This is a genomic window from Siminovitchia thermophila (genome assembly GCF_016909185.1).
In the GTDB taxonomy this organism is placed as follows: domain Bacteria; phylum Bacillota; class Bacilli; order Bacillales; family Bacillaceae_C; genus Siminovitchia; species Siminovitchia thermophila.
On sequence record NZ_JAFBFH010000031.1, the window covers coordinates 24,426 to 47,790 of the forward strand.

Below are 23,365 nucleotides of genomic sequence, written 5' to 3' on the forward strand. Positions count from 1 at the left end.
GGATCAATTTCATAAAATCTTGATCGGCTGGAGAGCGCTTTTATTATGGCTGGGGAACTTTTTTGGCCTCTCCCAGTTCTTTAATCATTTCAAGCGCGATGGCAAACCACTCGTCCGTTTTCATCCGGCTCGTTTGAATCGTGATTTTCAGACGGGTTCCTTCCATGCCAAGACCCACGTTCCTTCCATGTTTGGTTGTTGCCTGGAGAACGCGCCTGCCTTCCATTTCACTTGTTCCTTCTTCCGAAAAATAAATGGAGACTTCTGTTTTAGATTGTTTTATGGCTTCCAATTTGATTTTTCGTGCATACACTTTCATTTCCGCAACTTTAAACAAGTATTCTACCTGATTGGGGTAGTCGCCGAAGCGGTCTATCATTTCTTCGCGCAGCTCTTCAAGCTCTTCCATTGTCTCAATGTTTCTAAAGCGCTTATACATCTCAATTTTTTGCTGTCCATCGGCAATATATGCATCCGGAATATAGGCATCCAATTCAAGTTCCACTTCAAACGGCGGCGGAACATTTTCGAGTAATGTCCCTTTACGCTCTTCAATTGCTTCTTTCAGCATTTGCGAATACAGATCAAAGCCGACAGAGTCAATAAAGCCATGCTGCTGGGCCCCCAGAAGATTTCCCGCTCCCCGGATAGACAAATCTCTCATGGCAATTTTAAAGCCTGATCCGAGCTCAGTAAATTCCTTAATGGCCTGCAGTCTTTTCTCCGCTACCTCTGTGAGGACTTTATCTTTTCGATACGTAAAATAGGCATACGCCACCCGGTTTGAACGGCCAACGCGCCCCCTCAACTGATACAACTGAGACAACCCCATTCGATCAGCATCGTAAACAATTAATGTATTGACACTCGGGATATCGACGCCCGTCTCAATGATCGTTGTCGTCACCAGCACATCAAACTCACCATCAAGAAAGCTCAATATGACGGCCTCAAGCTCCGTTTCCGCCATTTGCCCATGCGCGTAGGCAACACGCGCATCAGGGACAAGCATCGAAATTTCCTCCGCTTTCCTTTCAATATCTTCCACCCGATTGTAAAGATAATAAACTTGTCCCCCGCGTGCCAGTTCCCGTTCAATCGCTTCTTTCACAAAAACACCATTATATTCCATCACATACGTTTGAACCGGAAAGCGGTTTTCCGGCGGCGTTTCAATGACAGACAAATCACGAACCCCAAGCATCGACATATGCAATGTCCGCGGAATGGGTGTCGCGGTTAACGTTAATACATCCACGTTTGTTTTTAACTGTTTTATTTTTTCTTTATGTGTTACACCAAAACGCTGTTCTTCATCTACAATGAGAAGGCCAAGGTCCGCAAATTGCACATCTTTTGACAAAAGTCTGTGAGTGCCGATCACAAGGTCGATCGTGCCGTTTTTTAATCCTTTGACCGTTTCGGACAATTGTTTCTTCGTGCGAAAACGACTCATAATGCTAATATTAATCGGATAGCCATTAAATCGTTCCTTAATCGTCTCATAGTGCTGTTGAGCCAAGATCGTTGTCGGAACAAGAAATGCTACTTGCTTGCCGTCCATGATAGCTTTGAAAGCAGCACGAATGGCAACTTCCGTTTTCCCGTAACCGACATCACCACATAATAAGCGATCCATTGGTCGTTCCCGCTCCATGTCGCGTTTAATTTCAGCAATGGAACGAAGTTGGTCTTCAGTCTCCTGATATGGAAAAGACATCTCAAACTCACGCTGCATATCGCTGTCGGGAGAAAACGCATACCCTTTCGTCGCTTCACGCTCTGCGTATAACTTGATTAAATCGTCCGCAATATCCTTGACAGAAGACTCTACTTTTTTCTTGACCCGCTTCCATTCACTGCCGCCGAGCTTGTACATTTTCGGATCTTTGCCCTCGGCTCCGACATATTTTTGCACAAGATCGATTTGATCAACCGGAACGTATAATTTGTCATTGCCTTTATACGTAATGTGCAAGTAATCTTTATGCACCCCGTTGATCATCAATGTTTCAATTCCCAAGTATTTACCGATCCCGTGATTTACGTGAACAACATAATCACCGGGACTCAGCTCAGAATAGCTTTTAATCCGCTCGGCATTGGAAAGTTTTTGCCTGCGCCGTGCCTTCCGTGTCTTTTTATTGAATATTTCTTCTTCTGTCACAACAACCAGTTTCAGGGCCGGAAGTTCAAAACCCGTATTCAGCGAACCCTCAATGATCTGAATCCCGGAGAAGCTTTCTGAATCACCAGCGATTCGAGCTTCTATTCCATAATCCCGCAATACCGACTCCAATTTTACACTGCGTTCCTGATCTGGTGCTAAAAACAGCACTTTCATATTGTTTTTTCGCCATCGTTCCACTTCAGACGCAAGCAAATGCATCTGTCCATGAAAGTTTTGCATGAGCTTACACGAAACATTTGCAATGTTTTGAGGATTTGTATTTGGGATATGCCGCAAAAACAAGGACAAATAAACACGTGGAAGATTGGATTCCGCCAGTAATTTGTTGAACGAATGAGCAATGGCAATATCATGGGGAATCTCCCCGTGTTCAAGAAGCGTCATAAACCATTCAGCCTCTTCTTTTTCAAGGCGTTCATTCATTTCCTGGATTCGGCTTAGTTCATCAAACACAATGAGTCCATTATAAGAAACATAGTCTAATAAACTTGTACCCGGTTTATAGGCAAACTGGAGGTATTTGAAAAATTGTTCAGGTTTTTGTCCATTTCGGAGCAACTCAATATCAGCCTTCACATTTTGAACGAGCAGTTCTTTTACCGCATCCTTTTTTATTTTCTTTAAAGAGGCGGATAAATGTTCTTCCAAACTGTCCGCAGCATCGAGCAAATGTTTCGATTCGACGGGAGACTCGGTTGCAGGACCGATCGTCACTTCTGATAACTTTTCTTTTGAGCGCTGGTCATCAACTGAGAAGGTCCGGATGGAATCTATTTCTATATCAAACAATTCGATACGAATCGGGTCAATTTCCGTTAATGGATAAATGTCCAATATTCCGCCGCGCAGACTGAATTCCCCGGGGGCGCTTACCATATCAGTCCGGTTATATCCCATTTGGATCAACCGTTCTAAAGTGTCCTCCAAATGTAATTCAGATCCTACTTTCAAATTAATCTGGTATCTTTTCCATAAACTTGGCGGAGGAAGCACTTTTCTCAATCCTGCCATTGGAACGACAAAAACACCCTGTCGTCCAGACACCATGTGATTCAGCGTCTCGATTCGTTGAGCCTTCAGCTCCGGACTGGCAATTCCCATCTCGGAAGCGATCAGCTCATTCGCAGGGTAGAGAAACAATTGGTTTTCATCAATTATTTGTAAAAGGTCTTCGTGAAGCTTTTGCGCCTGCAACAAATTATGGGTGACAATGACGACGGACTTGTTTGTATGTTCCGCCATCGCGGCCGTAAAGAGCGCCCTTACTGAGCCTGATAAACCAGCAACAAGCTGTTCGCGCAATCCTTCCCTTATTCCTGTAATGACAGATTGCAGTTCGCTCTGCTGTAATATTATATCTCGTAGACCATGCATGTCTTTCTCCTCTTTTCAAGAAATGGGGGTAGAAATCTGCCCCTCACCGTACAAACTAATGGATCAGATAATCATATTGGTGCAATTCGGGGTTTCGGGACAGTGCCTCATGGCAGTCCTCACAAATTGCTTTAATATGAATATTCCCATCCGATTCATATATTACCATTTCTTGCCTTTCTTCTTCTGTTAATTTATGCAATCCCAGCTCCTCGGAGTGCACAGAAACATCTTCTATTGTACCTAATTGTGCCGAACAGTGGCGGCAAAAATAAGAAATCAGCATAACACTCTCTCCTCGGCTTTGTAAATACACTTTATAGTATAAACGCCGAGGCCCGTACTTATTCATCCATTGGAATTAAAACGATTCATCACTTCCAAAAATGGTTTTTTCAACCATTCTTCGCAAGCATCAGCACACGTTTGGATGACGGATTGCATTGTGCCCCATTCCTCTTCCGTGAATTTTCCCAGTACATAATCCGGAACGGACATTCCGGAAGGCGGACGGTCAATTCCAATCCGAATCCGATTAAATTCATTTGTTCCAAGATGTTGAATCGTTGATTTCATCCCGTTATGTCCACCAGCAGAACCTTTTTGGCGAAGTCGGATTTTTCCCACTGGCAAATCCAAGTCATCATAGATGACGAGGAGATTTTCAGTCGGAATCCGATAGTAATCCATTATGGGCCGTATACATTCGCCTGAAAGGTTCATATAGGTAAGCGGCTTAACCAATAAGGTCTTTTCACCGTCATGATGTATTGTTCCGTACAAGCCGTTAAATTTTGATGACTGTAAGCTGATGTCAAGTCTTTCGGTCAGTTCATCAATCACTTCAAATCCGACATTATGTCTTGTTTTTTCATATCGAGAACCGGGATTTCCCAAGCCGACAATTATTTTCACTGCCTACCCCCCAATCGCACTTTTCCCAATCCTGCTGAACAAGCGGGGAAAAAGCGCAACCTTGTTGGCTGCGCCTATATTGAATCTATTTTTACTCTTCCGATTCAGTTGTTGCATTCCCTTCATCCGTTCCCGAAACCTCAGCAGCTTCACCTGCTTCTTCCGTTTCTTCTTCCGTTCTTGGTGTCAGTATTGTTGCAATTGCTTCGTCATCCTCATGATTGATTGTAATCGAGTACTTTCCGCGAATTTCGCCGATAGAAATTGTTTCTCCTATACCTAGATGAGATATATCAACCTTGATTGCTTCCGGAATTTCATCCGGTTTTGCCGTAACATTTATCTCGTGCATGATTTGCTGGAGAACGCCTCCGTCCTTGAGGCCTTCCGCATCTTCCGACAATTCTACACGGACGCTCGCTTCAATCTCCTGTGACATATCAACAGACAAAAAGTCGGCATGGATCACTTCTTTCCTGATCGGATCCTCTTGGTATTCATGCAGAATCACATTGAGTTTTTTACCTTCCAAATCAAGATCGATTACTCCGTTCCGGCCAACTTCGCGCATCGTTTTCATGAAATCGCCCATGTTGATTGCGATTGGCGTATTATCAATTCTGTAACCATACACAACAGCCGGAATGCCTCCCTGCTCGCGCAACTCCCTTACCTGTGAGCGGCGTTCGCTTGTCCTTTCTTTTGCCTTCAATACGTTAACCATAAACACCTTCTCCTGTAATAAGTAATAATGAAATAATCACTATCCTTATCTATACCTTATCATACAATAACTTAAACCTCTATTTTTGTATTTTTTCACGATCAATCAAACAAAGTGCTTACTGACTTGTTTTCATTAACGCGGATAATGGCCTCGGCAATCAAAGATGCGACGGAAAGCTCTTTGATTTTGTCGATTTTCTTTTCTTCGGGAAGGGGGATCGTGTTTGTTACGACAAGCTCTTTCAGACTGGAATTTTGAATCCGCTCAATGGCAGGTCCGGATAAAACAGGATGCGTACAGCAAGCGTACACTTCTTTGGCTCCTGCTTCCATCAATGCATTTACAGCCAGCGTAATCGTTCCGGCAGTATCAATGATATCATCAATCAAAATCGCCGTTTTTCCTTCCACGTTTCCAACGATATTCATCACTTCTGCCACATTTGGACGAGGGCGGCGTTTATCGATGATAGCGATCGGTGCTTTCAAGCGGTCAGCCAATCTTCGCGCCCGCGTTACGCCTCCATGGTCCGGCGACACGATCACAAGCCCGTCCTCCACTAACTGCTTGCTTTTAAAATAGTCCGCTAAAATCGGAACACCCATTAAATGGTCAATCGGAATATCGAAAAAGCCTTGAATTTGCGGAGCATGAAGGTCTAGTGTAATCACTCTTGTCGCGCCTGCCGTTTCGATCAGGTTGGCGACAAGCTTTGCCGTGATTGGTTCCCGGGCTCGCGCCTTCCGATCTTGGCGTGCATATCCATAATAAGGCATGACAAGATTGATGTTCTTGGCCGAAGCACGCTTTAACGCATCAGTCATGATTAACAATTCCATTAAGTGCTTGTTGACCGGATCGCTCGTTGACTGGATCACATATACATCACAGCCGCGGATGCTTTCCTCAATATTGATTGAAATTTCACCGTCGCTGAACTGACTGACCGTACATTTGCCAAGCTCCACTCCGATCGTTTTGGCGATTTCTTCCGAAAGGACACGGTTTGCGTTCAATGAAAAAATTTTTAAAGACGAGTCAAGATATTCGTTAGACATGGGGAGCCTCCATTACTTTTTTAAATTTAACTTTTTAGTATAATTTTCTTTATTGACTTGCCGGGCCCGTGCAATCGCCAAAGCATCTTGTGGAACATCATCCGTAATCGTAGAACCGGCGGCAATATAGGAGCCTTTCTTAATCGTTACCGGGGCTACAAGGTTTGAATTGCATCCGACAAACACGCCGTCCTCGATCTTCGTGAGGTATTTGTTTTTCCCGTCATAATTGACTGTGATGGAACCACAACCGATGTTGACGTCTTTGCCCACTTCTGCATCCCCGATATAACTTAAATGCGATGCTTTGCTGCCTTTTCCGAATATCGATTTTTTTATTTCTACGAAATTACCTATTTTTACATCGTCATGGATAGTGGATTCAGGCCGGATATGTGCAAATGGACCAATATTTACGTTTGCCCCAACCGCACTATCGAATACAGCAGACTGGCAGATGGTCGCATTGTGAGATATTTCACAATTGTTGATTTCAGTATTCGGGCCGATCTCGCAGTTTTCCCCTATCACCGTTTTTCCACAAATGCTTGTTCCTGGAAAAATAATTGTATCCTGGCCGATGAGTACATCTTTATCAATATAAGTATTAGCCGGGTCAATCAATGTAACTCCGTTTCGCATATGGGCCTCATTGATACGCTTTCTCATAATGCGCTCTGCTTCTGAAAGAGCCACACGATCATTCACCCCAAGAGTTTCTTCGAAATCCTCCGTTTGAAAAGCAGTAATCAATTCCTTTTTAGACTTTAATATCTCAATGACATCGGGAAGATAATATTCACCTTGAGAATTGTCATTGGAAACATTTTCAAGCGCCTCAAATAAAGCTTCATTGTCGAAGCAGTATGTTCCTGTATTAATCTCATGAATGCGAAGCTCTTCTTCATTCGCATCTTTATGTTCGACAATCCGTTCGACAGCGCCTTCCGCATTGCGGATTATGCGTCCGTAACCATGCGGGTTTTCCGCAAAAGCCGTCAAAACAGTGGCTTTGGCGCCTGTTTCTTCATGCTGCTTAATCAATGCTGACATCGTTTCGGACTTAATGAGCGGAGTATCGCCGCAAATGACAAGGGTCGTTCCTTTTTTATCCCCCAAAGCATCTTTTGCCTGCATAACTGCATGGGCTGTGCCAAGTTGCTCCTCCTGAATGACGAATCGGCTTTTTCCACCCAAGTGTTGCCTGACCATATCCGCTCCAAATCCTACGACTGTAACAGTCTCGTTAACTTGAAGCTCGGATATATTGTCAACGACATGTTCAACCATTGGTTTTCCACAAACTGGATGGAGTACCTTATAAAGCTTGGATTTCATCCTTGTCCCTTGCCCCGCAGCCAATATTACCGCGAATCTATTTGACATAAACGGTCCTCCAATTATTTTTTTCCATAATGAATATAGCCTAAAAAGAGGTTTTTTTCAAGAAAATAAGAAATGCGGAGGTGCCCGGATATGTCCCGACAAGCATAAAAACACTCTCATGGAGGGAGTTCTTCGGACAAGCGGCTGCTCAATCAAACGTGATCAGCATATAGAATAAGCCCCATGTCGGATTCCCATAAAATTCCACCATTTTCTTGCCATGTATGCTTCAAAAAATGTTCACAAGAACGCCAGGGGAAAAAAGGATAGAACCGAAAAGAGAAAACATGAAAAAGAGCCTTACTATTCAGTAGGCTCTCGATGTAATAATGAGTTATATGGTTAGGAAGCGCCAGCTTCTTCTAATTCCGGCTCCTCGATGTCACCTAGACGGTGGTATTCTGCCAAAACCACTTCCTGAATTTTATTTCTGGTGTTTGAATTAATTGGATGAGCAATATCCCGAAATTCCCCATCTGGTGTTCTTTTACTTGGCATGGCTACGAACAGCCCATTGTTTCCGTCAATGACACGTATATCGTGAACAACAAATTCATCGTCAAGGGTTATTGAGGCGATTGCTCTCATTCTTCCCTCGGTGTTGACTCGCCGCAGCCTCACATCAGTCACTTCCATTGTTTGTTCACCACCTTCTCGCTCTAATTAGGTACCATAATGTAGTTATTCAACGTAACTTGCTATTCTCCTTCTAAAATTGATAACTTTTTTGAATTTTTTAATATATGAGCGATTTATTTTTATGAAGGTGAAAACGACAACCCTGAAGGGCTTAAGAAATCAAACGGCGGCCCTCATTTTATTTTACAAGTGCAATGACTTCTATTTCCAATAGGACGTCTTTTGGCAGGCGGGCAACCTCCACACATGAACGGGCCGGCTTGTGATTGGAAAAATATTGGGCATAAATATCATTGATCGTTGCGAAGTCGTCCATGTTTTTGATAAATACAGTCGTTTTTACGACAGTGTCAAATGATGCTCCTGCCGCTTCTAATACTCCCTGCAAATTGCGGAACACCTGATGGGTTTGCTCCACGACACCGCCCTCAACAAGTTCCCCCTGCGGCGTGAGCGCAATTTGTCCCGAGCTGTAAAACATATTGTTTACCACGATGCCTTGAGAATAGGGGCCAATCGCAGCAGGTGCCTGATTCGTTGAAATCGTACGCATCTTCGTTCTCTCCCTCATAGAAAGTTTATTTTTTTGGAAAAATAGTTCCCTGTCACCACATTGATCTTTTTTTCTTTCATATTTACATCAGTCAATTTTACTAAAGAAATATAATCATCAACAAGCCTTTCCTCAACATGTTCGGATTCAACCAATACGGCGATTCCCGCAACAGACGCATTAAATTCCTCGAGCAAATTGATCATCCCGTTTACCGTTCCGCCGGCCTTCATAAAATCATCGACAATCAGCACGCGCGCGCCTTCCTTCAAGCTGCGCTTTGAAAGAACCATCGTTTGAATCCGTTTTGAAGAGCCGGAAACATAATTGATCGTCACGGTCGGTCCTTCGGTGACTTTCGGGTCACGTCTGACAATCACAAAAGGGACGTTCAATTGATTCGCTACAGCCTGCGCGATCGGAATGCCTTTTGTGGAAACAGTCATGATAACATCAATTTCCCGGTCTGCCACTGCGGCTGCGAGCAGCTTTCCTACTTCATTCATCATTTTTGGATTTCCCAGCAAATCGGTCATAAATAAATATTCGCCGGGTAAAAGGCGTTCTGGGTCTGCAATTAATGAACAAAGCTTGTTGATAATCGCTTCTGCCTGATCCTCTTTCACCATTGGGTAAAATTTTACTCCGCCTGCGGCGCCGGGGATGGTTTGCAAAACGCCAATGCCCTGGTGTTTAAAAATGTCATTAATGATGACAAGATCTTCGCTGATGGATGATTTTGCAGATTGATAACGCTCGGCAAACCAAGTCAAAGAAACGAGTTCGCGAGGATGATTCATTAAGTAATGCGTCATATCAACAAGCCGCTCGCTACGGCGAAATTTCATTCTGTAACCTCCAGTAATATGTATAAGCGAATATTTTAATGCAAATATACACAATTGTACGTATTTAGGCAAGAATTGTTATGAACGGCCCAACATCCTGACTGCAAAGACTTGATGACAGAAACCTCGCAATCCGTTATAAATTCGGTGTAGTCTTGACTCACGCCTTACGAGGCCAAAAACGGTAGGCCCGCTTCCACTCATCAGCACGGAATCTGCCCCAAATCGTTCCATCTGCTTTTTGATGTGCAATACCTCGGGATACTTGGAAAACGTGACACCCTCCAGAGCATTGCCCATATGCTGGCACACACCTTCATAATCCTTTTGCATAATGGCTTGGATCATCCCTTCCGTATCCGGGTGCTGAATACGGCTCATATCCAGATTGCCATATATTTCGGAAGTGGAAACCCCGATAGATGGCTTGGCCAAAATTACCCAGCAAGATGGAGGCGGCGGAAGCTTTGTAATTTTTTCGCCCCTGCCACGAGCCAATGCCGTGCCTCCGTGAACACAAAACGCCACATCCGAACCAATCTCCGAGCCAAGAGCAGCCAGTTCTTCCACCGAAAGACCGATCTGCCATAATTCGTTCAGACCTTTTAATGTGGCTGCTGCATCACTGCTTCCCCCTGCGAGTCCAGCCGCTACCGGAATCACCTTATTGATCGATATTTCAACGCCTTGGCGGATACTAAAGCGCTCTTTCAACAACTTGGCTGCCTGATAAGCCAAATTACGTTCATCTCCTGGAACATATCGGCTATGGGAAAGAATCGCTATTTTGTCTTCCTTCACTTCGTTTAGTTCCAAGCGATCCGCCAGATCAATGGTTGTCATGACCATTTCTACTTCATGGTAACCATCGCTTCTTTTACCGAGCACATCTAAAGTCAAGTTGATTTTTGCCGGCGCCTTGATTAAAAGTTTCAAACTGCTTCACCTACTTCGCATTCTGACTGCAACAGACAGGAGCCTGATGTATTTGGCGCCTTTGTTCGTCTTTGGCGTATTACCGTATTTTTTCCATTTTACCATGATCTTTTCTGAAAAACCATTCGATCCATCACCCTTGATAAGCCGACCATTCAGCTAAGAAAAGCCGAAGCAAATGCTCCGGCTTTTTTCGCGGGTAGTTTATTTACTTCAGGCTAGAAACACATCATTCTTCACGATTGCCTTGATTGGCCGAGTTGCCGTTCAGCCATTTCAATGGCTCTTTTCACCATGTTTCCCGCATCGCGGGCTTTAATTCCGCCCCAACCTTCCTTCTGGACGACATCGTAAAATCCCAACTCTTTCGCCAATTCTTCTTTCAATTGATCCGACATGACTCCTCTTCTCCGTCCCAAAGCGAATTCCCCCTTCGCCACCCGCCTTTATATTTTGATACAAACGCGAACGATTATAACTGCCAATGTTTGCTGAACCGAAGGCAAGCCTATTGGTTAAATTACCAGAAAAAACTGAAAAATTATCGCGTTTTCCGAGAAAAGCTGTTTTAAGAAAAAACAAAAAGCCTGTAAAGAAAAACACCCGCTTTCTCTACAAGCTGAGACTGCATTACTGTTGTCCTATTGCTATATTACCTGTCGTTTCATCATAAAAAGTAAGTTCAACCGTTTCTGTCAGAACGTCAGCATAGCTGTAAGATACACGTTCAAATGCATTTTCGTCCTGATCCAGTTCAACAACGAAAACCGATGGATAAGTTTCTGCCAATACTCCGGAACGTTCGATTGTTTTTCTTCGGCCTCCATTGGCTTTTAACATCAATCTTTTGCCCAAATTAGAATCAAGGGCTTTCTTAATGCTCGCTAATGTTTTTGGCATTTTTTCGCTCCACCTCACTGTTTCCCATTATATCACGCCTGGTAAAAAAGGTCAAACAAATTTATTATTTTATCAATGAAAACCGGGTGTTGTCAATCAATTTTTTTCTACATTATGACCTATTTTACAACAACCTTAGTATTACACCACGATATAAATATATGTGCTGTGCAGCAAAAATTTTGTATAAGCAAAAAAAGCCTCTAAAATACAGGGGCCAACTTCCTTTATTGAAAATTGACCCGCTCACAAATGTATCGTTTATTCATCATCAACTGGCCTAAACGGCATGCCTGTACGGAGGACGCCTTTCGTTTCAAGGCCACCCAATCCTTTTTGACCTGTCAATGTATTCCGCAGGACATCCCACACGTTGATTCTCTCCATAAATGGCGTAAAGCTGATTTTGGTGACGATATAGACGGGATCTAGTGCATGGATGTTGACGCGTTGCGGCGAGCTGGCAAAATTGGCTCCAGCCAGAATTAAAGATTCAAAATGCGACTGGCAAGCACCGGCAAATATAACGAGCTGGTCAAGATTTGGATTTTTCCTCCGCGCGGCCCTGACAGCTTCTACAAAATATTTGGAATGCCGGTAAGCATTTAAATCCATTTTCTTTCCCTTGGCTCTTGAATAGGCATCATGGCCTGTAATGACAAGGATATGAGGGTGGTATTCATCGATGAGAATGGGAATTTTTCTATACATCTCTTTTTCATCACAATGAACTCCTCTGACAGATACCCCAAATTTTTTGTATAAGTCCAGACACCTGTTCAAATAATTCGGGTCTCCATCCATATGAAGGACACGTCCGGGTATTTGAAAATAATTATACTCCCTCTTATAGCCGTCCGTAGCCGTATATTCCTGCTTAGACCTAATCAGCTCCAAATCCTGTCGAAAAAGCTTCAACGACTGTTCCTCCAGTAAACGGACTGCCGATGATCTTGTCAGCCTTTCTTCTTCGGAAAATGGGACAAGATCTTCAATCGGCGCATCTGCCACCAGCCGATAATCCTCTCCATAGAGAACAGCTGTTGTTTGACCGTCAATCTCCATGATGTCAATGACCCGAAATAAAAGATCACATTGATAGGATAAGCGGCCGACAATCGTATTAATTGATATCACGGTCGTCAACTCCATAAACAGCGCAAATTAAATTCCTTTGCCATAGGCTATGCGCCCTTCCTGTTCAATGTGTCTGTTTATTGTTCTCCTTCGCCAAACTCTTCAAAGAGCGCGTCACTTAATACTCCAAACTCTTCGACAGACAGCGTTTCACCACGCCTTCCAGAATCGATTCCGGCCGCTGTAAGTGCCGCCAATATCTCCGCTTTTTTTGATTTTCCTCCCGGCAAACCGCCAGCCAAATTATTCATAATGGTTTTTCGCCTTTGTAAAAAACCCATTTTCACAACTTGGAAAAAGAATGATTCATTTTTAACCTCAACAGCCGGTTTTTCCCGCAATATCATTTTGACAACGGCCGATTCCACATTCGGTTGGGGCATAAACACCGATTTAGGCACGATCATCGCTGTTTCCGCCAACGTATAGTATTGTATCATGATGGAAAGTGAGCCATATTCTTTTGTGCCAGGGCGCGCAGAAATGCGGTCAGCGACTTCCTTTTGCAACATGACGACTATCCCGCGGATCGGCAAGTTTTCTTCAAGCAGCTTAAAAATGATTGGCGTTGTGACGTAATACGGCAAATTAGCAACAACCATTATTTCTGTTGACTCTGTAAATTTTGTCTGGATCATTTGTTGAATATCCGCTTTTAAAATATCTTCATGAATGATATGGACATTGTCATAAGGGGAAAGCGTGTCTTCCAAGATGGGAAAAAGCCGTTGATCGATTTCATAAGCAACGACTTTTTGGGCACTTTTCGCCAGTTGTTCCGTCAAAGCGCCGATTCCCGGACCAATCTCTATCACCCCTGTATCTTTCGTCAAACCCGCATGTTCAACAATCTTCCTTAAAATATTCGCATCAATCAAGAAGTTTTGCCCCAAACTTTTTTTAAAGGAAAACCCATATTTCCGCAAAATTTCTCTCGTCCTTATTGGGGTGGCAATATCTTTCTGCGTCATTGGCCTTCCTCCTGTCGCACCTTTTCCAGGGCTTTTAAAAAATCTTTACGGGACACTTGAAACATCATTAATCGTTTATGAAGCTGCTTACCGTTCGTGTAACCAATTTTAAGCAACTGACCAAGTCGCGCCCGCCGCCTTGCGGCATGCATTCCACCGATGAGCCCCGCATCGAGCAACTCTTTTTTTGTAATAACCTCCTTAACTTCTTCTGTCAGCGTGTGCGTTGCTTTTATGGCAAGGCAAATTGCTTCAGGAGAGGCATGCTCCACACCGACACCTTTCCCGCCTTTTCCCATTGCTTCTTCCTTATCGATAAAAGCATGCTTGCAGCCAGGCACATTGTCACTGACTGTTTTACGGATTTTTTCTCCCGGAAAATCAGGGTCCGTTAATATGATTACGCCCCTTTTCCGCTGGGCATGCCTGATTTTTTCAATCGTTTCCTTGGATACGGCAGAACCATTCGTTTCAATCGTATCGGCATCAAGCGCCCGTCTGATTGCCTTTGTATCATCTTTTCCTTCCACAACGATAACTTCTTTTATTTTCATTTTTCCTCCATATAGTGAATCGCCAAAGATCTTTTTATCTTAATTTTATTATAACCCGCCTTATGAGAAAAAAGAAAAAGCAGAGGATCAATTCCCCCGCTTAGTCCAAAATTTTCACTTTGACTTTTTTGCTTCCAAAGCTGTGTGCCTCGCCACTCGTTTGAACATGCACATCAATTTTATTCCCTTTAATGGCACCACCTGTGTCGCCGGCCACAGCATAACCATAACCTTCAACCCAAACTTTTGTACCGAGTGGTATGACATTCGGGTCAACCGCAATTACTTTGGCACTCGGATTGGCCTTTAAGTCAATTCCAGTAGCCGTGACACCTGAACAGCCACCGCATGTTGCCGTATAGGCCGTTGCGCTCACGTATATTTCTTTTCCGCCGCTATCTTTTTCCACTGTTTGTATAATTTGTGGCGTTTTTTCCTTGGTGCTCTGTTTAGTGATCTGCGGGGCCGGGGTGCTCTGTTTCGTTCCCGTTCCGACAGCCACAACCTTTTGGACGCTTTCTCTTATTTTCTTTTCTGAAATAAGCGTCCGGTTCACTTCCTTGCCGTTTTCAACTGTCACTTCGTACTCTTTTTTTACAAGACCTTGTTTACCTTCCTGGATCACTTTCTCCGTGCCATTGGGCAAAGAAGGATCTTTCTGCGTAATAACTTCAAAATCAATCGGCTCTTCCACTACATCAGTGACTTTTTGACCGCGAATGATATGTACCTCGCTATTAGGAGAAATATTTTCTTCTAGCCGAGGCTGCACCTTGTCCAATGGTCCGAAAGTGATTCCTTGTTGTTTTACAAAGTCGGCGACTGTCGTTGAAGTAGTCCACACTTCTTTCACGTTGCCGCCATCATTGAGAACAAGAGGAAAAGCCCGTTCTATTTGAATGTCCATACCGGCAACAACGGGGGCGGTTAGAGACATGTTCACCTGATCTTGTTCTTTCAATTCAATCTGATTTTCTTCCAAAAGCTGTTTTACTGTTTTCGCAGTCGTCCAAACAACCTGTGAATTGCTGCCTTCCGTGATCTCAACTTTTTTCGCCGGTTCCCAAACAAGAGAGAGTTCATCAATTAAAGCTGTTTCCGGATGATGTGATAGATAGTCCGATTCTTTTATATCGATATTTAATTCATTTAGCATATCCTGAATCGTGTCGGCATGTGTTTTGACAACAACTTTTTCTCCGTCCAGAGTTAAAGCCACTGTTTTTTTTGTTCCCTCGTTAATCAAAGTAATGAGGGTTGCTGTAAAAACGAGAAAACTCGCAACGGCGAGTCCCATTTTTTTTCGTTTTTCCATCTGCATGAAACTGGCCATGGAACGACTCCTCCTTTTCGTCTCATGAATGAGCGTTTTCTATATTTGAGCCAATCCTTTACGGGAATTGCTTCGATTTACTTTCATTCAATGTTTATCAGGAAGAGTTTGTAAAGTTTAGGGGTATGAAGGATTATTCATGTATGCCAAATAATTTTTTCGCATTTTCTGTTGTCGCCCGGGCGACTTCTTCATAGGATATTCCTTTTAATTCGGCAATTTGTTCAGCCACAAGCTTTACATACGCCGGTTCATTCCTTTTTCCCCGGTACGGATGCGGCGCCAAGTAAGGACAGTCCGTTTCGATCAGCAGCTTGTCCAGCGGAACTTGCTCGGCTACTCTCTTTGGTTTTTTGGCATTTTTAAACGTAACGGGACCGCCTAAAGAGATGTAAAAATTAAGTCTTAAACATTCTTTGGCAGATTCTGCGCTTCCGCTAAAACAATGCATAATGCCGCCGATTTCCTTGGCATCTTCTTCCTTCAGGATCTGAATGATATCCTCTGTCGCTTCACGATTATGTATAATCAGCGGCAAGCGCAACTTCTTTGCGAGCCTGATCTGTTTGCGAAATACTTCTTGCTGAATATCTTTCGGGGACTTATCCCAATGATAATCAAGCCCGATTTCCCCATAAGCAACTACTTTCGGATGGCGGGCCTTTTCTTCAAGCCACACCAAATCCTCTTCCGTCATGTCGATGGCATCAACTGGATGCCAACCGATGCTTGCATATAAAAAATCATATTTATCAACTATTTGGAGAGCTCTTTCGATCGTTTCCCGATTAAAACCGACAACAACCATATGCTCTACCCCTGCTTCTTGTGCCCGTTTCATAACCTCTTCCAAATCATCGTTAAATTGTTCGTCATTTAAATGGACATGCGTATCAAATAACATGGGCTCTTCTCTCCTTTAACGAGTATAAAGTATTTAAAAGTAACATAAGTCACAACAAGATAACATTTATATTACAAAAAAAGAACATAGGGAGTCGGGCTGGAATAGGGACTTAATCAGCCTTTCTCTCTATGCCCCCAATACTTTGGACATTTTCTGAATTTTTATTTACATTAAGTTTATTTTACAATAGCGCCATTTTGTAATCTTTGATCAACAGATGCTACCGACAAAACACCATTTTCTTCGCCGGCTAAAATCATTCCCTGCGACAATTCGCCACGAAGTTTGACAGGTTTTAAGTTGGCAACCACAATCACTTTTCGACCGATTAAATCTTCAGGTTTGTAAAATTCCGCAATGCCGGAAACGACCTGCCGCTTTTCGTATCCGAGATCCAGCTGTAATTTTAACAGCTTATTCGCTTTTTTAACCGGCTCACAGTCAATCACTTCCGCCACTCTTAACTCCACTTTCATAAAATCATCGATCGTAATTTCAGGTGATTGTTCCGGCTTTTCTACAGGTTCCTTTGCCGGCTGGGGTCCTCTCATTTCGCGTTGGATATAGCTGACCTCTTCTTCCAGTTCAAGCCGCGGAAAAATAGGTTCCCCCTTTTCAACAACTTTCGTCCCTTCCGGGATATTACCGAACGTTTCCAAGCTTTCCCACGATGTAAATTGGTCATCGGCGATATTTAATTGGGAAAATATCTTTTTCGGTGTTTCTGTTAAAAACGGTTGTAATAAAACCGCCGCCCTGCGAAGTGACTCGGCCAAATGCACCATGACACTGCCTAATTCCCGGCGCTTTTCTTCATCTTTCGCCAAAATCCACGGTTGTGTTTCATCAATATATTTATTCGTCCGGTTGATCATATGCCAGATAGACGAAAGGGCTACGGAAAACTCCATATGATCCATCGCTTTTTCATAATTTTGAATGGTTTCTTTATGCTCATCAAGCAATTCATTGTCAAAAGGAGTAATAGACCCTTCATAAGCTGGTATGACACCGTTAAAATATTTATTGATCATCGCGATCGTTCTGTTTAATAAATTTCCCAGATCATTTGCAAGATCGAAATTGATTCTTTCAATGAACCCTTCCGGAGTAAAAACGCCATCAGAACCAAACGGCACTTCCCGCAGTAGATAATATCTAACAGCATCGAGACCGTAACGTTTCACAAGCATAACCGGGTCGACGACATTTCCTTTCGATTTGGACATTTTGCCGTCTTTCATGAGCAGCCATCCATGGGCAAACACTTTTTTGGGTAGCGGCAAATCCAAAGCCATCAGCATAATCGGCCAATAGATCGTATGGAAACGGACAATTTCTTTTCCTACAAGATGTACATCTGCCGGCCAATATTTTACGTATTTTGAATCGTCGTCCGAGCCGTATCCAAGAGCGGTTATGTAGTTCGTCAACGCATCGATCCATACGTAAATGACATGCTTCGGGTCACCAGGAACGGGAATCCCCCAGTCAAATGTCGTCCTTGATACGGCCAAATCCTCAAGGCCTGGCTTAATGAAGTTGTTGATCATTTCATTTTTTCTTGATTCGGGCTGAATAAATTCAGGATTTTCCTCGTAATATTGAAGAAGCCTGTCGACATACTTACTCATTCTGAAAAAGTACGACTCTTCTTTCACCTTTTCCACCGGGCGGCCGCAATCCGGGCAATTGCCGTCTTCAAGCTGGCGCTCCGTAAAAAATGACTCGCAGGGCGTACAATAAAAACCTTCATATTCATCTAAATATATATCGCCTTGATCCAGAAGGCGCTTGAATATTTTTTGAACGACTTCTTTATGGCGCGGCTGTGTTGTGCGGATAAAATCATCATATGATATATCCAGCAACTTCCACAGCTCCTGGATGCCGCTCACCATTCGATCTACGTATTCCTTCGGCGTAATGTTTTCCTTTTCCGCCTGCTTCTGTATTTTTTGTCCATGCTCGTCCGTTCCCGTCAAATACATCACATCATAACCGCGCATTCTTTTATAACGAGCCATCGCATCTCCGGCCACCGTCGTATACGCATGGCCGATGTGCAAGTTGCCGCTCGGATAATAAATCGGTGTTGTTAAGTAAAAAGTTTTCAGTTTCTCCTTCACACTATTTTCCTCCCTCTCATCATTGCCTCTACTAATGGACTATATATTAAACGGTTTTTGCCATCATCATGTCCTCTTCTACAGTAAAAATATACGTGAAATATAACAATCCTGCAACTTGAGGGCTATTATAACAAATAGAAATTCTTATTTAATTACCAATATATCGACAAAACTAGTCAACTTTTCATAGGCCATTATATTCAATAAATTTACAAATTCTTTATTTAATAATTGACGGATATGGGAAAGACTGGTACTATTGATGTAGCTACATAGGCTATAAAACACGATCGTTTTGATATAAATGGGTGAAAGAGAGAAGAGAAATTGGGGAGGGCAATGTAATGAAATCTACCGGAATAGTGCGAAAAGTGGATGAACTTGGACGGGTTGTCATCCCGATTGAGCTTAGGCGGACACTTGGCATTGAAGAAAAAGACGCGTTGGAAATATATGTTGATGATGAGAAAATTATTTTGAAAAAGTACAAGCCAACCATGACCTGCCATATAACAGGAAATGTTTCAGATGACAACGTGCTACTCGCAGGGGGAAAATTGGTATTAAGCAAGGAAGGCGCGGACCAGCTCATCAATGAAATTCAGGAAGCTTTTAAAGCGAAAGAACTAGGAGTATAACGATAAAAAAGCCGCATCCTTAAGGAAACGGCTTTTTTCACGTAGTGATTCAAAAAACTTCCTTCCATTCATCTTTATGATCCAGCATCTTCCGAGCGATTTCTTTGGCGCCCTCCAAACTATGACTAGCAGCCCATCCGCATTGAACCTCGTTACAAGCCGGTACTTCTGTCGCTTCCAACACATCGTTCAATGTTTTCTCTAAAATGTGTAACACTTCTTCATAATCATCATGGTTCACAAGAGACATATAATAGCCAGTTTGACACCCCATTGGACTGATATCCACTATTTTGTCGGAATGGTTCCGGCTGTATTCGGCCATCATATGTTCCAATGAATGCAGTGCCGGCATCTTCATATGTTCCTTGTTCGGCTGACAGAAACGGATATCATATTTCTTGATGATATCTCCTTTCTCTCCCTTGATGACACCTGCAAGCCTGACATATGGGGCTTTCACCTTCGTATGATCCAAATTAAAACTTTCAACATTCATCTTTTGATTTGCCATCATCGCTCACTCCTTTTTAGTCGCTTCCATAAGCCATACAAAACGATTTTTTTGTGTAAAGGTTACAGCAAAGCCTGCTTCGCCAAATAGATGATTCATTGTGGAAATAGTCGGATAAAACTCTGTCTTCAAATCGGCTGCCAGGCGATTAAATTGTTTGCTTTCCGCTTCCTTAATCATATCCTGTTTCACTTCAATACTCACGAAAATTGTATCAGCAAAAACAATTCGGCCTCCTTCTCCGAGCATTTTTCCAAAGTTTTGAATGGCATCCGCTTTTTCCGCATCTGTCAAATGATGGAATGCATATGTGCTGACAATTGTATCCGGATTTCGTTCCGGCATTGGAAATTCGAGAAAATCTCCTTCAACAATTGTCGCCCCAGGCAATTTATGGCGAGCAATGTTTCTCATTCCTTTGGAAGGTTCAATGCCATATACCTCTTTCTCCATCTTGATCATTTTTTCTGTCAAGTTTCCCGTACCTACCCCAAATTCAAATATATACCCTTTTGCTTTTTTTGCAACCTCCAAAAGAATGTCATCATATCCTTCGAATACTTCTTTATATTCAATGTCACGGCCACTAACCGTTTGATCATATGTTTTTGACCAGTCGTCAAACAACTTATCAAATTTTCGCGTCAACCCCATTTCCCCCTTTTCTTATAAAAATACTATGAATTAATGTATAATTACTGTACCATCTGATTTTTAAAAAAGCAATGGGCCTTTAGCGTATTCTTCAAGCAAAAAAGAGACTGGAACATAAGCAAATACGAAATAGCAAAAGGGCCGGGACAAAACCCTGTGAAAATGAAATAAACCGCATGGAATCAAGTTTAAAAACCTTGATTTCACGCGGCTTTATTCTCACGATTTTTACGAATATCTATCAGCTTTTAACCTATGTTCCAGCCCTTATTTGTGTAAAAAAATCCCCATCATCGCTTTCCGCAGGTCTCTTCAGCTTCCTCGGAAAGCAAAGGTCGCTTTCCTGCGGGATCTTCAGCTCGAGCTATTCCCTCAGGGGTCTACCTATTTTGACTACGCTAAAAGCTTGCGTATGATACACTGGGACAATTTATCCCGCATATAAGGTGCCCGATTGGTTCAACTAACATTCAGTAGAAGCCCTACTGAATGAAGTTTCACTTTATTGTTCGTTTTTTCATTAGCTGATTTAGTTGTGTCCCAGCATAAAGAAGCTCGATAATCCAAATTTACATTTTTGAATCATCAAGCTTTTTTGTCATGCCTAATTTTCACTGAGAAAATGGATAGAATTCACCAATAACAGTATTGACTTTATATAGTTAGCCTCATTATGATTCACCGATATGATAAGCTTGATAAATTTCTCGTTTGGGCACCTTCCGGTCTTTTGCAACAAGTTTGATGGCTTCTTTGGCCTGAATTCCTTTCTCTGATATATACTGATTCACATGATCCTTTATCGTGAGTGGCGCCCACCATGATGGTTCTTCTTCTTTCTCTTCTCTGCTTCCTTCAACGACCAAACAAAATTCTCCGCGAATTTCTTCGGTTTTCGTCCAATCAAGCGCTTCTTGGATCGTCCCGCGCAAAAATTCCTCATACTTCTTTGTCAGTTCCCGGGAAAGGACTATTTTCCGGTTTCCCCATATATCCAGCATATGCTGGAGTGTTTCTTTCAAACGGTGGGGCGCTTCGTAGATAAGGATCGCTCCTTGTTGAAACTTCAAACGTTCCAGCGCTTTTTTCTTCTCTTTTTTCCCCCGCGGCAAAAAACCGAAAAAATAAAATGGCTGCGGCGGCAGTCCCGAAGCAATAAGCGCTGTAATCGCAGCATTGGCCCCTGGCAAAGGAATGACCGAAATTCCTTTTTCAATCGCAGCTTTGACCATTTCAAAACCGGGATCGGAAATGCAGGGCGTTCCGGCGTCGCTTACAAGCGCCACTTTTTCCCCTTTCATTAATCGATCAACGATCTGGCGGCCGCTTAATTCTTTATTATGCTCGTGATAACTTACGAGGGGAGTATCAATTTCAAAGTAATGGCATAATTTTTTTGTATTCCTCGTATCTTCGGCAGCGATGACATCCGCTTCCTTCATGAGCCGAATGGCCCGGAACGTCATATCTTCCAAGTTTCCAATCGGAGTAGGTATTAAATAAAGGATTCCTTCGACACTTTCATGATTGCTTTTCTGACTGCGCATCTTGTTCACCAGCCTTTAAAAATTGCTCTTTTTGGTGCCGCGACAGACGCTTGAAAGCATATTCGGCCCGCAATGCTTCCCCTTTTTCCCCAAACTCCTCAAGATAAATCATGCTCACCGGCACTCTTGCCCTTGTGTATTTTGCCCCCTTGCCAGCATTATGCTCCGCCAGCCTGCGCTTGGGGTCCACCGTATAGCCGCCATAATATGATCCGTCGCCGCATTCAAGTACGTAAAAATAATGTTTATTATTGTTCTCCATATAAAATCTCTCTAATTTCAGGCGTATATTCGTTATTTTCGTCATAGACAAACAAAGGAGGCAGCGTCTTTAAACCGGCATTCCCGTTTTTTGTCCCTTCCACCAAAATCGTATTCGCCTCTTTTCCGCTTTTCGGATATACAAAGCGCAGGCGCTTGGGCTCAAGCCGATATTGCCTCATCAGCGTTAAAATATCGAGCAACCTTTCGGGCCTGTGGACAAAAGCCGCCTTGCCCCCCTGGCGCAACAGCTGGCTGCTCACACGAATGACGTCTTCCAACGAACAAAGAATCTCATGGCGGGCGATGGCCAAATATTGATTTTCATTGATAACATGTGGGGAGGGAGAGGCGAAATAAGGAGGATTACATGTGACAACATCAAACTTGCCGTAACCAACTGTTTCGGTGATTTCCTTTAAATCACCATGAATCATTCGAATTCGATCCTCAAGCCGGTTGTATTGAATGCTCCTGACAGCCATTTGATAGAGGCGCTCTTGAATTTCCACACCTGTAATGGCGGCTTTCGTTTTACTGCTTAGTAAAAGCGGCACAACCCCATTACCACTGCATAAATCAATAATATTTCCCTTTTGAATCGGGATATAAGCAAAGCGGGCCAGCAAGACAGCATCAAGTGAAAAAGCGAACACTGTCGGGCTTTGAATGATTTTAAGATTTTCGGCCAAAAGATAATCCAGCCGTTCGTCTTCGTATAACTCTATCACGTTTTCTCACTCCATTACAGCAGACATCTTGCCGCACTTGAAAATAGCCTTCCCAATTATAGGAAGGCCTTTGTTCGTCTTTATTTTTTATTCAAGAAGGATAGGCAAAATAAGCAATCTTCATCCCTGCGCGGGCTTCCAAAATGGATATTGCAAATATGGAAGCCTTCCTGATACAAGCGGGCCAAATTATCATAGCCCTCACCAATTTCTTTCATTCGATCATATTCAACGTGCTCGTCCTTTTTTTTGTCGGCCGATAAGAAATTTTCCTGATCCATTTCTTGATTCAAATGTCTACGCAAATGGTCGTTTTCCAGTTTTAGGGCATGATTTTCTTCAATCAGCTCCCCCAAATACTGCTTTAATTCGCCAAGTTGCTGATATAACTGGCCGATTTGCATTTCCATATTACTGACTGAATCATAGAGTTCCTTCTTATCTTTCATCATACCACCC

The 23,365-nt window shown here is 43.0% G+C and carries 25 protein-coding genes; 1 reads left to right on the forward strand and 24 read right to left on the reverse strand.

Annotation, left to right across the window (positions count from 1 at the left end; all coding sequences use genetic code 11):
* Positions 1-43: 43 nt before the first annotated feature.
* The 18 genes from mfd to metG form a co-directional block, all read right to left on the reverse strand.
* Positions 44-3,565: a transcription-repair coupling factor gene (mfd, locus tag JOC94_RS17675; RefSeq protein WP_077111861.1), complete on the reverse strand. Its 3,522-nt coding sequence runs from the start codon at positions 3,563-3,565 to the stop codon at positions 44-46.
* A 55-nt stretch (positions 3,566-3,620) separates the two neighbouring features.
* The gene (locus JOC94_RS17680) at positions 3,621-3,851 is read right to left on the reverse strand and encodes an anti-sigma-F factor Fin family protein (protein WP_077111862.1); all 231 of its coding nucleotides are present in this window, start codon (positions 3,849-3,851) and stop codon (positions 3,621-3,623) included.
* 62 nt (positions 3,852-3,913) lie between these two features.
* On the reverse strand, positions 3,914-4,480 hold the full coding sequence (pth, locus tag JOC94_RS17685) for an aminoacyl-tRNA hydrolase (RefSeq protein WP_077111863.1): 567 nt from the start codon (positions 4,478-4,480) through the stop codon (positions 3,914-3,916).
* A 91-nt stretch (positions 4,481-4,571) separates the two neighbouring features.
* Positions 4,572-5,204 (reverse strand): 50S ribosomal protein L25/general stress protein Ctc, encoded by a 633-nt coding sequence (locus JOC94_RS17690; RefSeq protein ID WP_077111864.1) that lies wholly within the window; start codon positions 5,202-5,204, stop codon positions 4,572-4,574.
* A gap of 101 nt (positions 5,205-5,305) precedes the next feature.
* Entirely contained in the window at positions 5,306-6,265 is a 960-nt protein-coding gene (locus tag JOC94_RS17695) for a ribose-phosphate diphosphokinase (RefSeq protein ID WP_077111865.1), read from the reverse strand.
* A gap of 12 nt (positions 6,266-6,277) precedes the next feature.
* Positions 6,278-7,651, reverse strand: coding sequence for a bifunctional UDP-N-acetylglucosamine diphosphorylase/glucosamine-1-phosphate N-acetyltransferase GlmU (gene glmU, locus JOC94_RS17700; RefSeq protein ID WP_077111866.1), 1,374 nt, complete (start codon positions 7,649-7,651; stop codon positions 6,278-6,280).
* 342 nt (positions 7,652-7,993) lie between these two features.
* Entirely contained in the window at positions 7,994-8,287 is a 294-nt protein-coding gene (spoVG, locus tag JOC94_RS17705; RefSeq protein WP_077111867.1) for a septation regulator SpoVG, read from the reverse strand.
* A gap of 181 nt (positions 8,288-8,468) precedes the next feature.
* Complete coding sequence (locus tag JOC94_RS17710; protein ID WP_077111868.1) at positions 8,469-8,843, reverse strand: RidA family protein; 375 nt, start codon at positions 8,841-8,843, stop codon at positions 8,469-8,471.
* A gap of 14 nt (positions 8,844-8,857) precedes the next feature.
* The gene (gene purR / locus JOC94_RS17715) at positions 8,858-9,691 is read right to left on the reverse strand and encodes a pur operon repressor (protein WP_077111869.1); all 834 of its coding nucleotides are present in this window, start codon (positions 9,689-9,691) and stop codon (positions 8,858-8,860) included.
* A 78-nt stretch (positions 9,692-9,769) separates the two neighbouring features.
* Positions 9,770-10,627: a 4-(cytidine 5'-diphospho)-2-C-methyl-D-erythritol kinase gene (gene ispE, locus JOC94_RS17720; RefSeq protein WP_077111870.1), complete on the reverse strand. Its 858-nt coding sequence runs from the start codon at positions 10,625-10,627 to the stop codon at positions 9,770-9,772.
* 236 nt (positions 10,628-10,863) lie between these two features.
* A complete protein-coding gene (locus tag JOC94_RS17725; RefSeq protein WP_077111871.1) occupies positions 10,864-11,046 on the reverse strand; it encodes a small, acid-soluble spore protein, alpha/beta type in 183 nt (60 codons plus the stop codon).
* 211 nt (positions 11,047-11,257) lie between these two features.
* Positions 11,258-11,527 (reverse strand): biofilm formation stimulator Veg, encoded by a 270-nt coding sequence (gene veg, locus JOC94_RS17730; protein ID WP_077111872.1) that lies wholly within the window; start codon positions 11,525-11,527, stop codon positions 11,258-11,260.
* Between the two features lie 261 nt (positions 11,528-11,788).
* Complete coding sequence (gene yabG / locus JOC94_RS17735; RefSeq protein WP_171973903.1) at positions 11,789-12,679, reverse strand: sporulation peptidase YabG; 891 nt, start codon at positions 12,677-12,679, stop codon at positions 11,789-11,791.
* Between the two features lie 62 nt (positions 12,680-12,741).
* Positions 12,742-13,635 (reverse strand): 16S rRNA (adenine(1518)-N(6)/adenine(1519)-N(6))-dimethyltransferase RsmA, encoded by an 894-nt coding sequence (rsmA, locus tag JOC94_RS17740; RefSeq protein ID WP_077111873.1) that lies wholly within the window; start codon positions 13,633-13,635, stop codon positions 12,742-12,744.
* Entirely contained in the window at positions 13,632-14,189 is a 558-nt protein-coding gene (gene rnmV, locus JOC94_RS17745; RefSeq protein ID WP_077111874.1) for a ribonuclease M5, read from the reverse strand. The genes rsmA and rnmV overlap by 4 nt, the downstream gene beginning before the upstream one ends.
* A 100-nt stretch (positions 14,190-14,289) precedes the next feature.
* A complete protein-coding gene (locus JOC94_RS17750) occupies positions 14,290-15,522 on the reverse strand; it encodes a G5 and 3D domain-containing protein (protein WP_236017145.1) in 1,233 nt (410 codons plus the stop codon).
* A gap of 133 nt (positions 15,523-15,655) precedes the next feature.
* Positions 15,656-16,426, reverse strand: a complete 771-nt coding sequence (locus JOC94_RS17755) for a TatD family hydrolase (protein ID WP_077111875.1) — start codon at positions 16,424-16,426, stop codon at positions 15,656-15,658.
* A 179-nt stretch (positions 16,427-16,605) separates the two neighbouring features.
* A complete protein-coding gene (gene metG, locus JOC94_RS17760; protein ID WP_077111876.1) occupies positions 16,606-18,558 on the reverse strand; it encodes a methionine--tRNA ligase in 1,953 nt (650 codons plus the stop codon).
* 347 nt (positions 18,559-18,905) lie between these two features.
* Here metG and JOC94_RS17765 point away from each other — a divergent pair, with 347 nt between their 5' ends.
* Positions 18,906-19,199, forward strand: coding sequence for an AbrB/MazE/SpoVT family DNA-binding domain-containing protein (locus tag JOC94_RS17765; RefSeq protein WP_077111877.1), 294 nt, complete (start codon positions 18,906-18,908; stop codon positions 19,197-19,199).
* 49 nt (positions 19,200-19,248) lie between these two features.
* On the opposite strand, the gene JOC94_RS17770 is transcribed toward JOC94_RS17765, so the two are convergent.
* From JOC94_RS17770 to yabA, 6 genes are all read right to left on the reverse strand, one after another.
* Positions 19,249-19,716 carry an S-ribosylhomocysteine lyase gene (locus JOC94_RS17770; protein WP_077111878.1) on the reverse strand — a complete coding sequence of 156 codons (468 nt, stop codon included), beginning with the start codon at positions 19,714-19,716 and terminating at the stop codon, positions 19,249-19,251.
* Positions 19,717-19,719: 3 nt separating this feature from the next.
* Positions 19,720-20,361, reverse strand: coding sequence for a class I SAM-dependent DNA methyltransferase (locus JOC94_RS17775; RefSeq protein ID WP_077111879.1), 642 nt, complete (start codon positions 20,359-20,361; stop codon positions 19,720-19,722).
* Between the two features lie 677 nt (positions 20,362-21,038).
* Positions 21,039-21,914 carry a 16S rRNA (cytidine(1402)-2'-O)-methyltransferase gene (gene rsmI, locus JOC94_RS17780; RefSeq protein WP_077111880.1) on the reverse strand — a complete coding sequence of 292 codons (876 nt, stop codon included), beginning with the start codon at positions 21,912-21,914 and terminating at the stop codon, positions 21,039-21,041.
* Entirely contained in the window at positions 21,889-22,176 is a 288-nt protein-coding gene (locus tag JOC94_RS17785; RefSeq protein WP_205180002.1) for a GIY-YIG nuclease family protein, read from the reverse strand. Before JOC94_RS17785 ends, rsmI begins: the two co-directional genes overlap by 26 nt.
* Positions 22,163-22,903, reverse strand: coding sequence for a tRNA1(Val) (adenine(37)-N6)-methyltransferase (locus tag JOC94_RS17790; RefSeq protein ID WP_408021930.1), 741 nt, complete (start codon positions 22,901-22,903; stop codon positions 22,163-22,165). The genes JOC94_RS17785 and JOC94_RS17790 overlap by 14 nt, the downstream gene beginning before the upstream one ends.
* Positions 22,904-22,986: 83 nt before the next feature.
* The gene (gene yabA, locus JOC94_RS17795; protein WP_077111883.1) at positions 22,987-23,355 is read right to left on the reverse strand and encodes a DNA replication initiation control protein YabA; all 369 of its coding nucleotides are present in this window, start codon (positions 23,353-23,355) and stop codon (positions 22,987-22,989) included.
* Positions 23,356-23,365: the final 10 nt, after the last annotated feature.

What these genes read in the sequence shown, in the direction of transcription:
- mfd (WP_077111861.1), bottom strand. Translation starts at nt 3,565, where the DNA reads ATGCATGGTCTACGAGATATAATATTACAGCAGAGCGAACTGCAATCT.
- JOC94_RS17680 (WP_077111862.1), bottom strand. Translation starts at nt 3,851, where the DNA reads ATGCTGATTTCTTATTTTTGCCGCCACTGTTCGGCACAATTAGGTACA.
- JOC94_RS17690 (WP_077111864.1), bottom strand. Translation starts at nt 5,204, where the DNA reads ATGGTTAACGTATTGAAGGCAAAAGAAAGGACAAGCGAACGCCGCTCA.
- JOC94_RS17695 (WP_077111865.1), bottom strand. Translation starts at nt 6,265, where the DNA reads ATGTCTAACGAATATCTTGACTCGTCTTTAAAAATTTTTTCATTGAAC.
- glmU (WP_077111866.1), bottom strand. Translation starts at nt 7,651, where the DNA reads ATGTCAAATAGATTCGCGGTAATATTGGCTGCGGGGCAAGGGACAAGG.
- spoVG (WP_077111867.1), bottom strand. Translation starts at nt 8,287, where the DNA reads ATGGAAGTGACTGATGTGAGGCTGCGGCGAGTCAACACCGAGGGAAGA.
- JOC94_RS17710 (WP_077111868.1), bottom strand. Translation starts at nt 8,843, where the DNA reads ATGCGTACGATTTCAACGAATCAGGCACCTGCTGCGATTGGCCCCTAT.
- purR (WP_077111869.1), bottom strand. Translation starts at nt 9,691, where the DNA reads ATGAAATTTCGCCGTAGCGAGCGGCTTGTTGATATGACGCATTACTTA.
- veg (WP_077111872.1), bottom strand. Translation starts at nt 11,527, where the DNA reads ATGCCAAAAACATTAGCGAGCATTAAGAAAGCCCTTGATTCTAATTTG.
- yabG (WP_171973903.1), bottom strand. Translation starts at nt 12,679, where the DNA reads ATGGAGTTGACGACCGTGATATCAATTAATACGATTGTCGGCCGCTTA.
- rsmA (WP_077111873.1), bottom strand. Translation starts at nt 13,635, where the DNA reads ATGACGCAGAAAGATATTGCCACCCCAATAAGGACGAGAGAAATTTTG.
- rnmV (WP_077111874.1), bottom strand. Translation starts at nt 14,189, where the DNA reads ATGAAAATAAAAGAAGTTATCGTTGTGGAAGGAAAAGATGATACAAAG.
- JOC94_RS17750 (WP_236017145.1), bottom strand. Translation starts at nt 15,522, where the DNA reads ATGGCCAGTTTCATGCAGATGGAAAAACGAAAAAAAATGGGACTCGCC.
- JOC94_RS17755 (WP_077111875.1), bottom strand. Translation starts at nt 16,426, where the DNA reads ATGTTATTTGATACGCATGTCCATTTAAATGACGAACAATTTAACGAT.
- JOC94_RS17765 (WP_077111877.1), top strand. Translation starts at nt 18,906, where the DNA reads ATGAAATCTACCGGAATAGTGCGAAAAGTGGATGAACTTGGACGGGTT.
- JOC94_RS17770 (WP_077111878.1), bottom strand. Translation starts at nt 19,716, where the DNA reads ATGATGGCAAATCAAAAGATGAATGTTGAAAGTTTTAATTTGGATCAT.
- rsmI (WP_077111880.1), bottom strand. Translation starts at nt 21,914, where the DNA reads ATGCGCAGTCAGAAAAGCAATCATGAAAGTGTCGAAGGAATCCTTTAT.
- JOC94_RS17785 (WP_205180002.1), bottom strand. Translation starts at nt 22,176, where the DNA reads ATGGAGAACAATAATAAACATTATTTTTACGTACTTGAATGCGGCGAC.
- yabA (WP_077111883.1), bottom strand. Translation starts at nt 23,355, where the DNA reads ATGAAAGATAAGAAGGAACTCTATGATTCAGTCAGTAATATGGAAATG.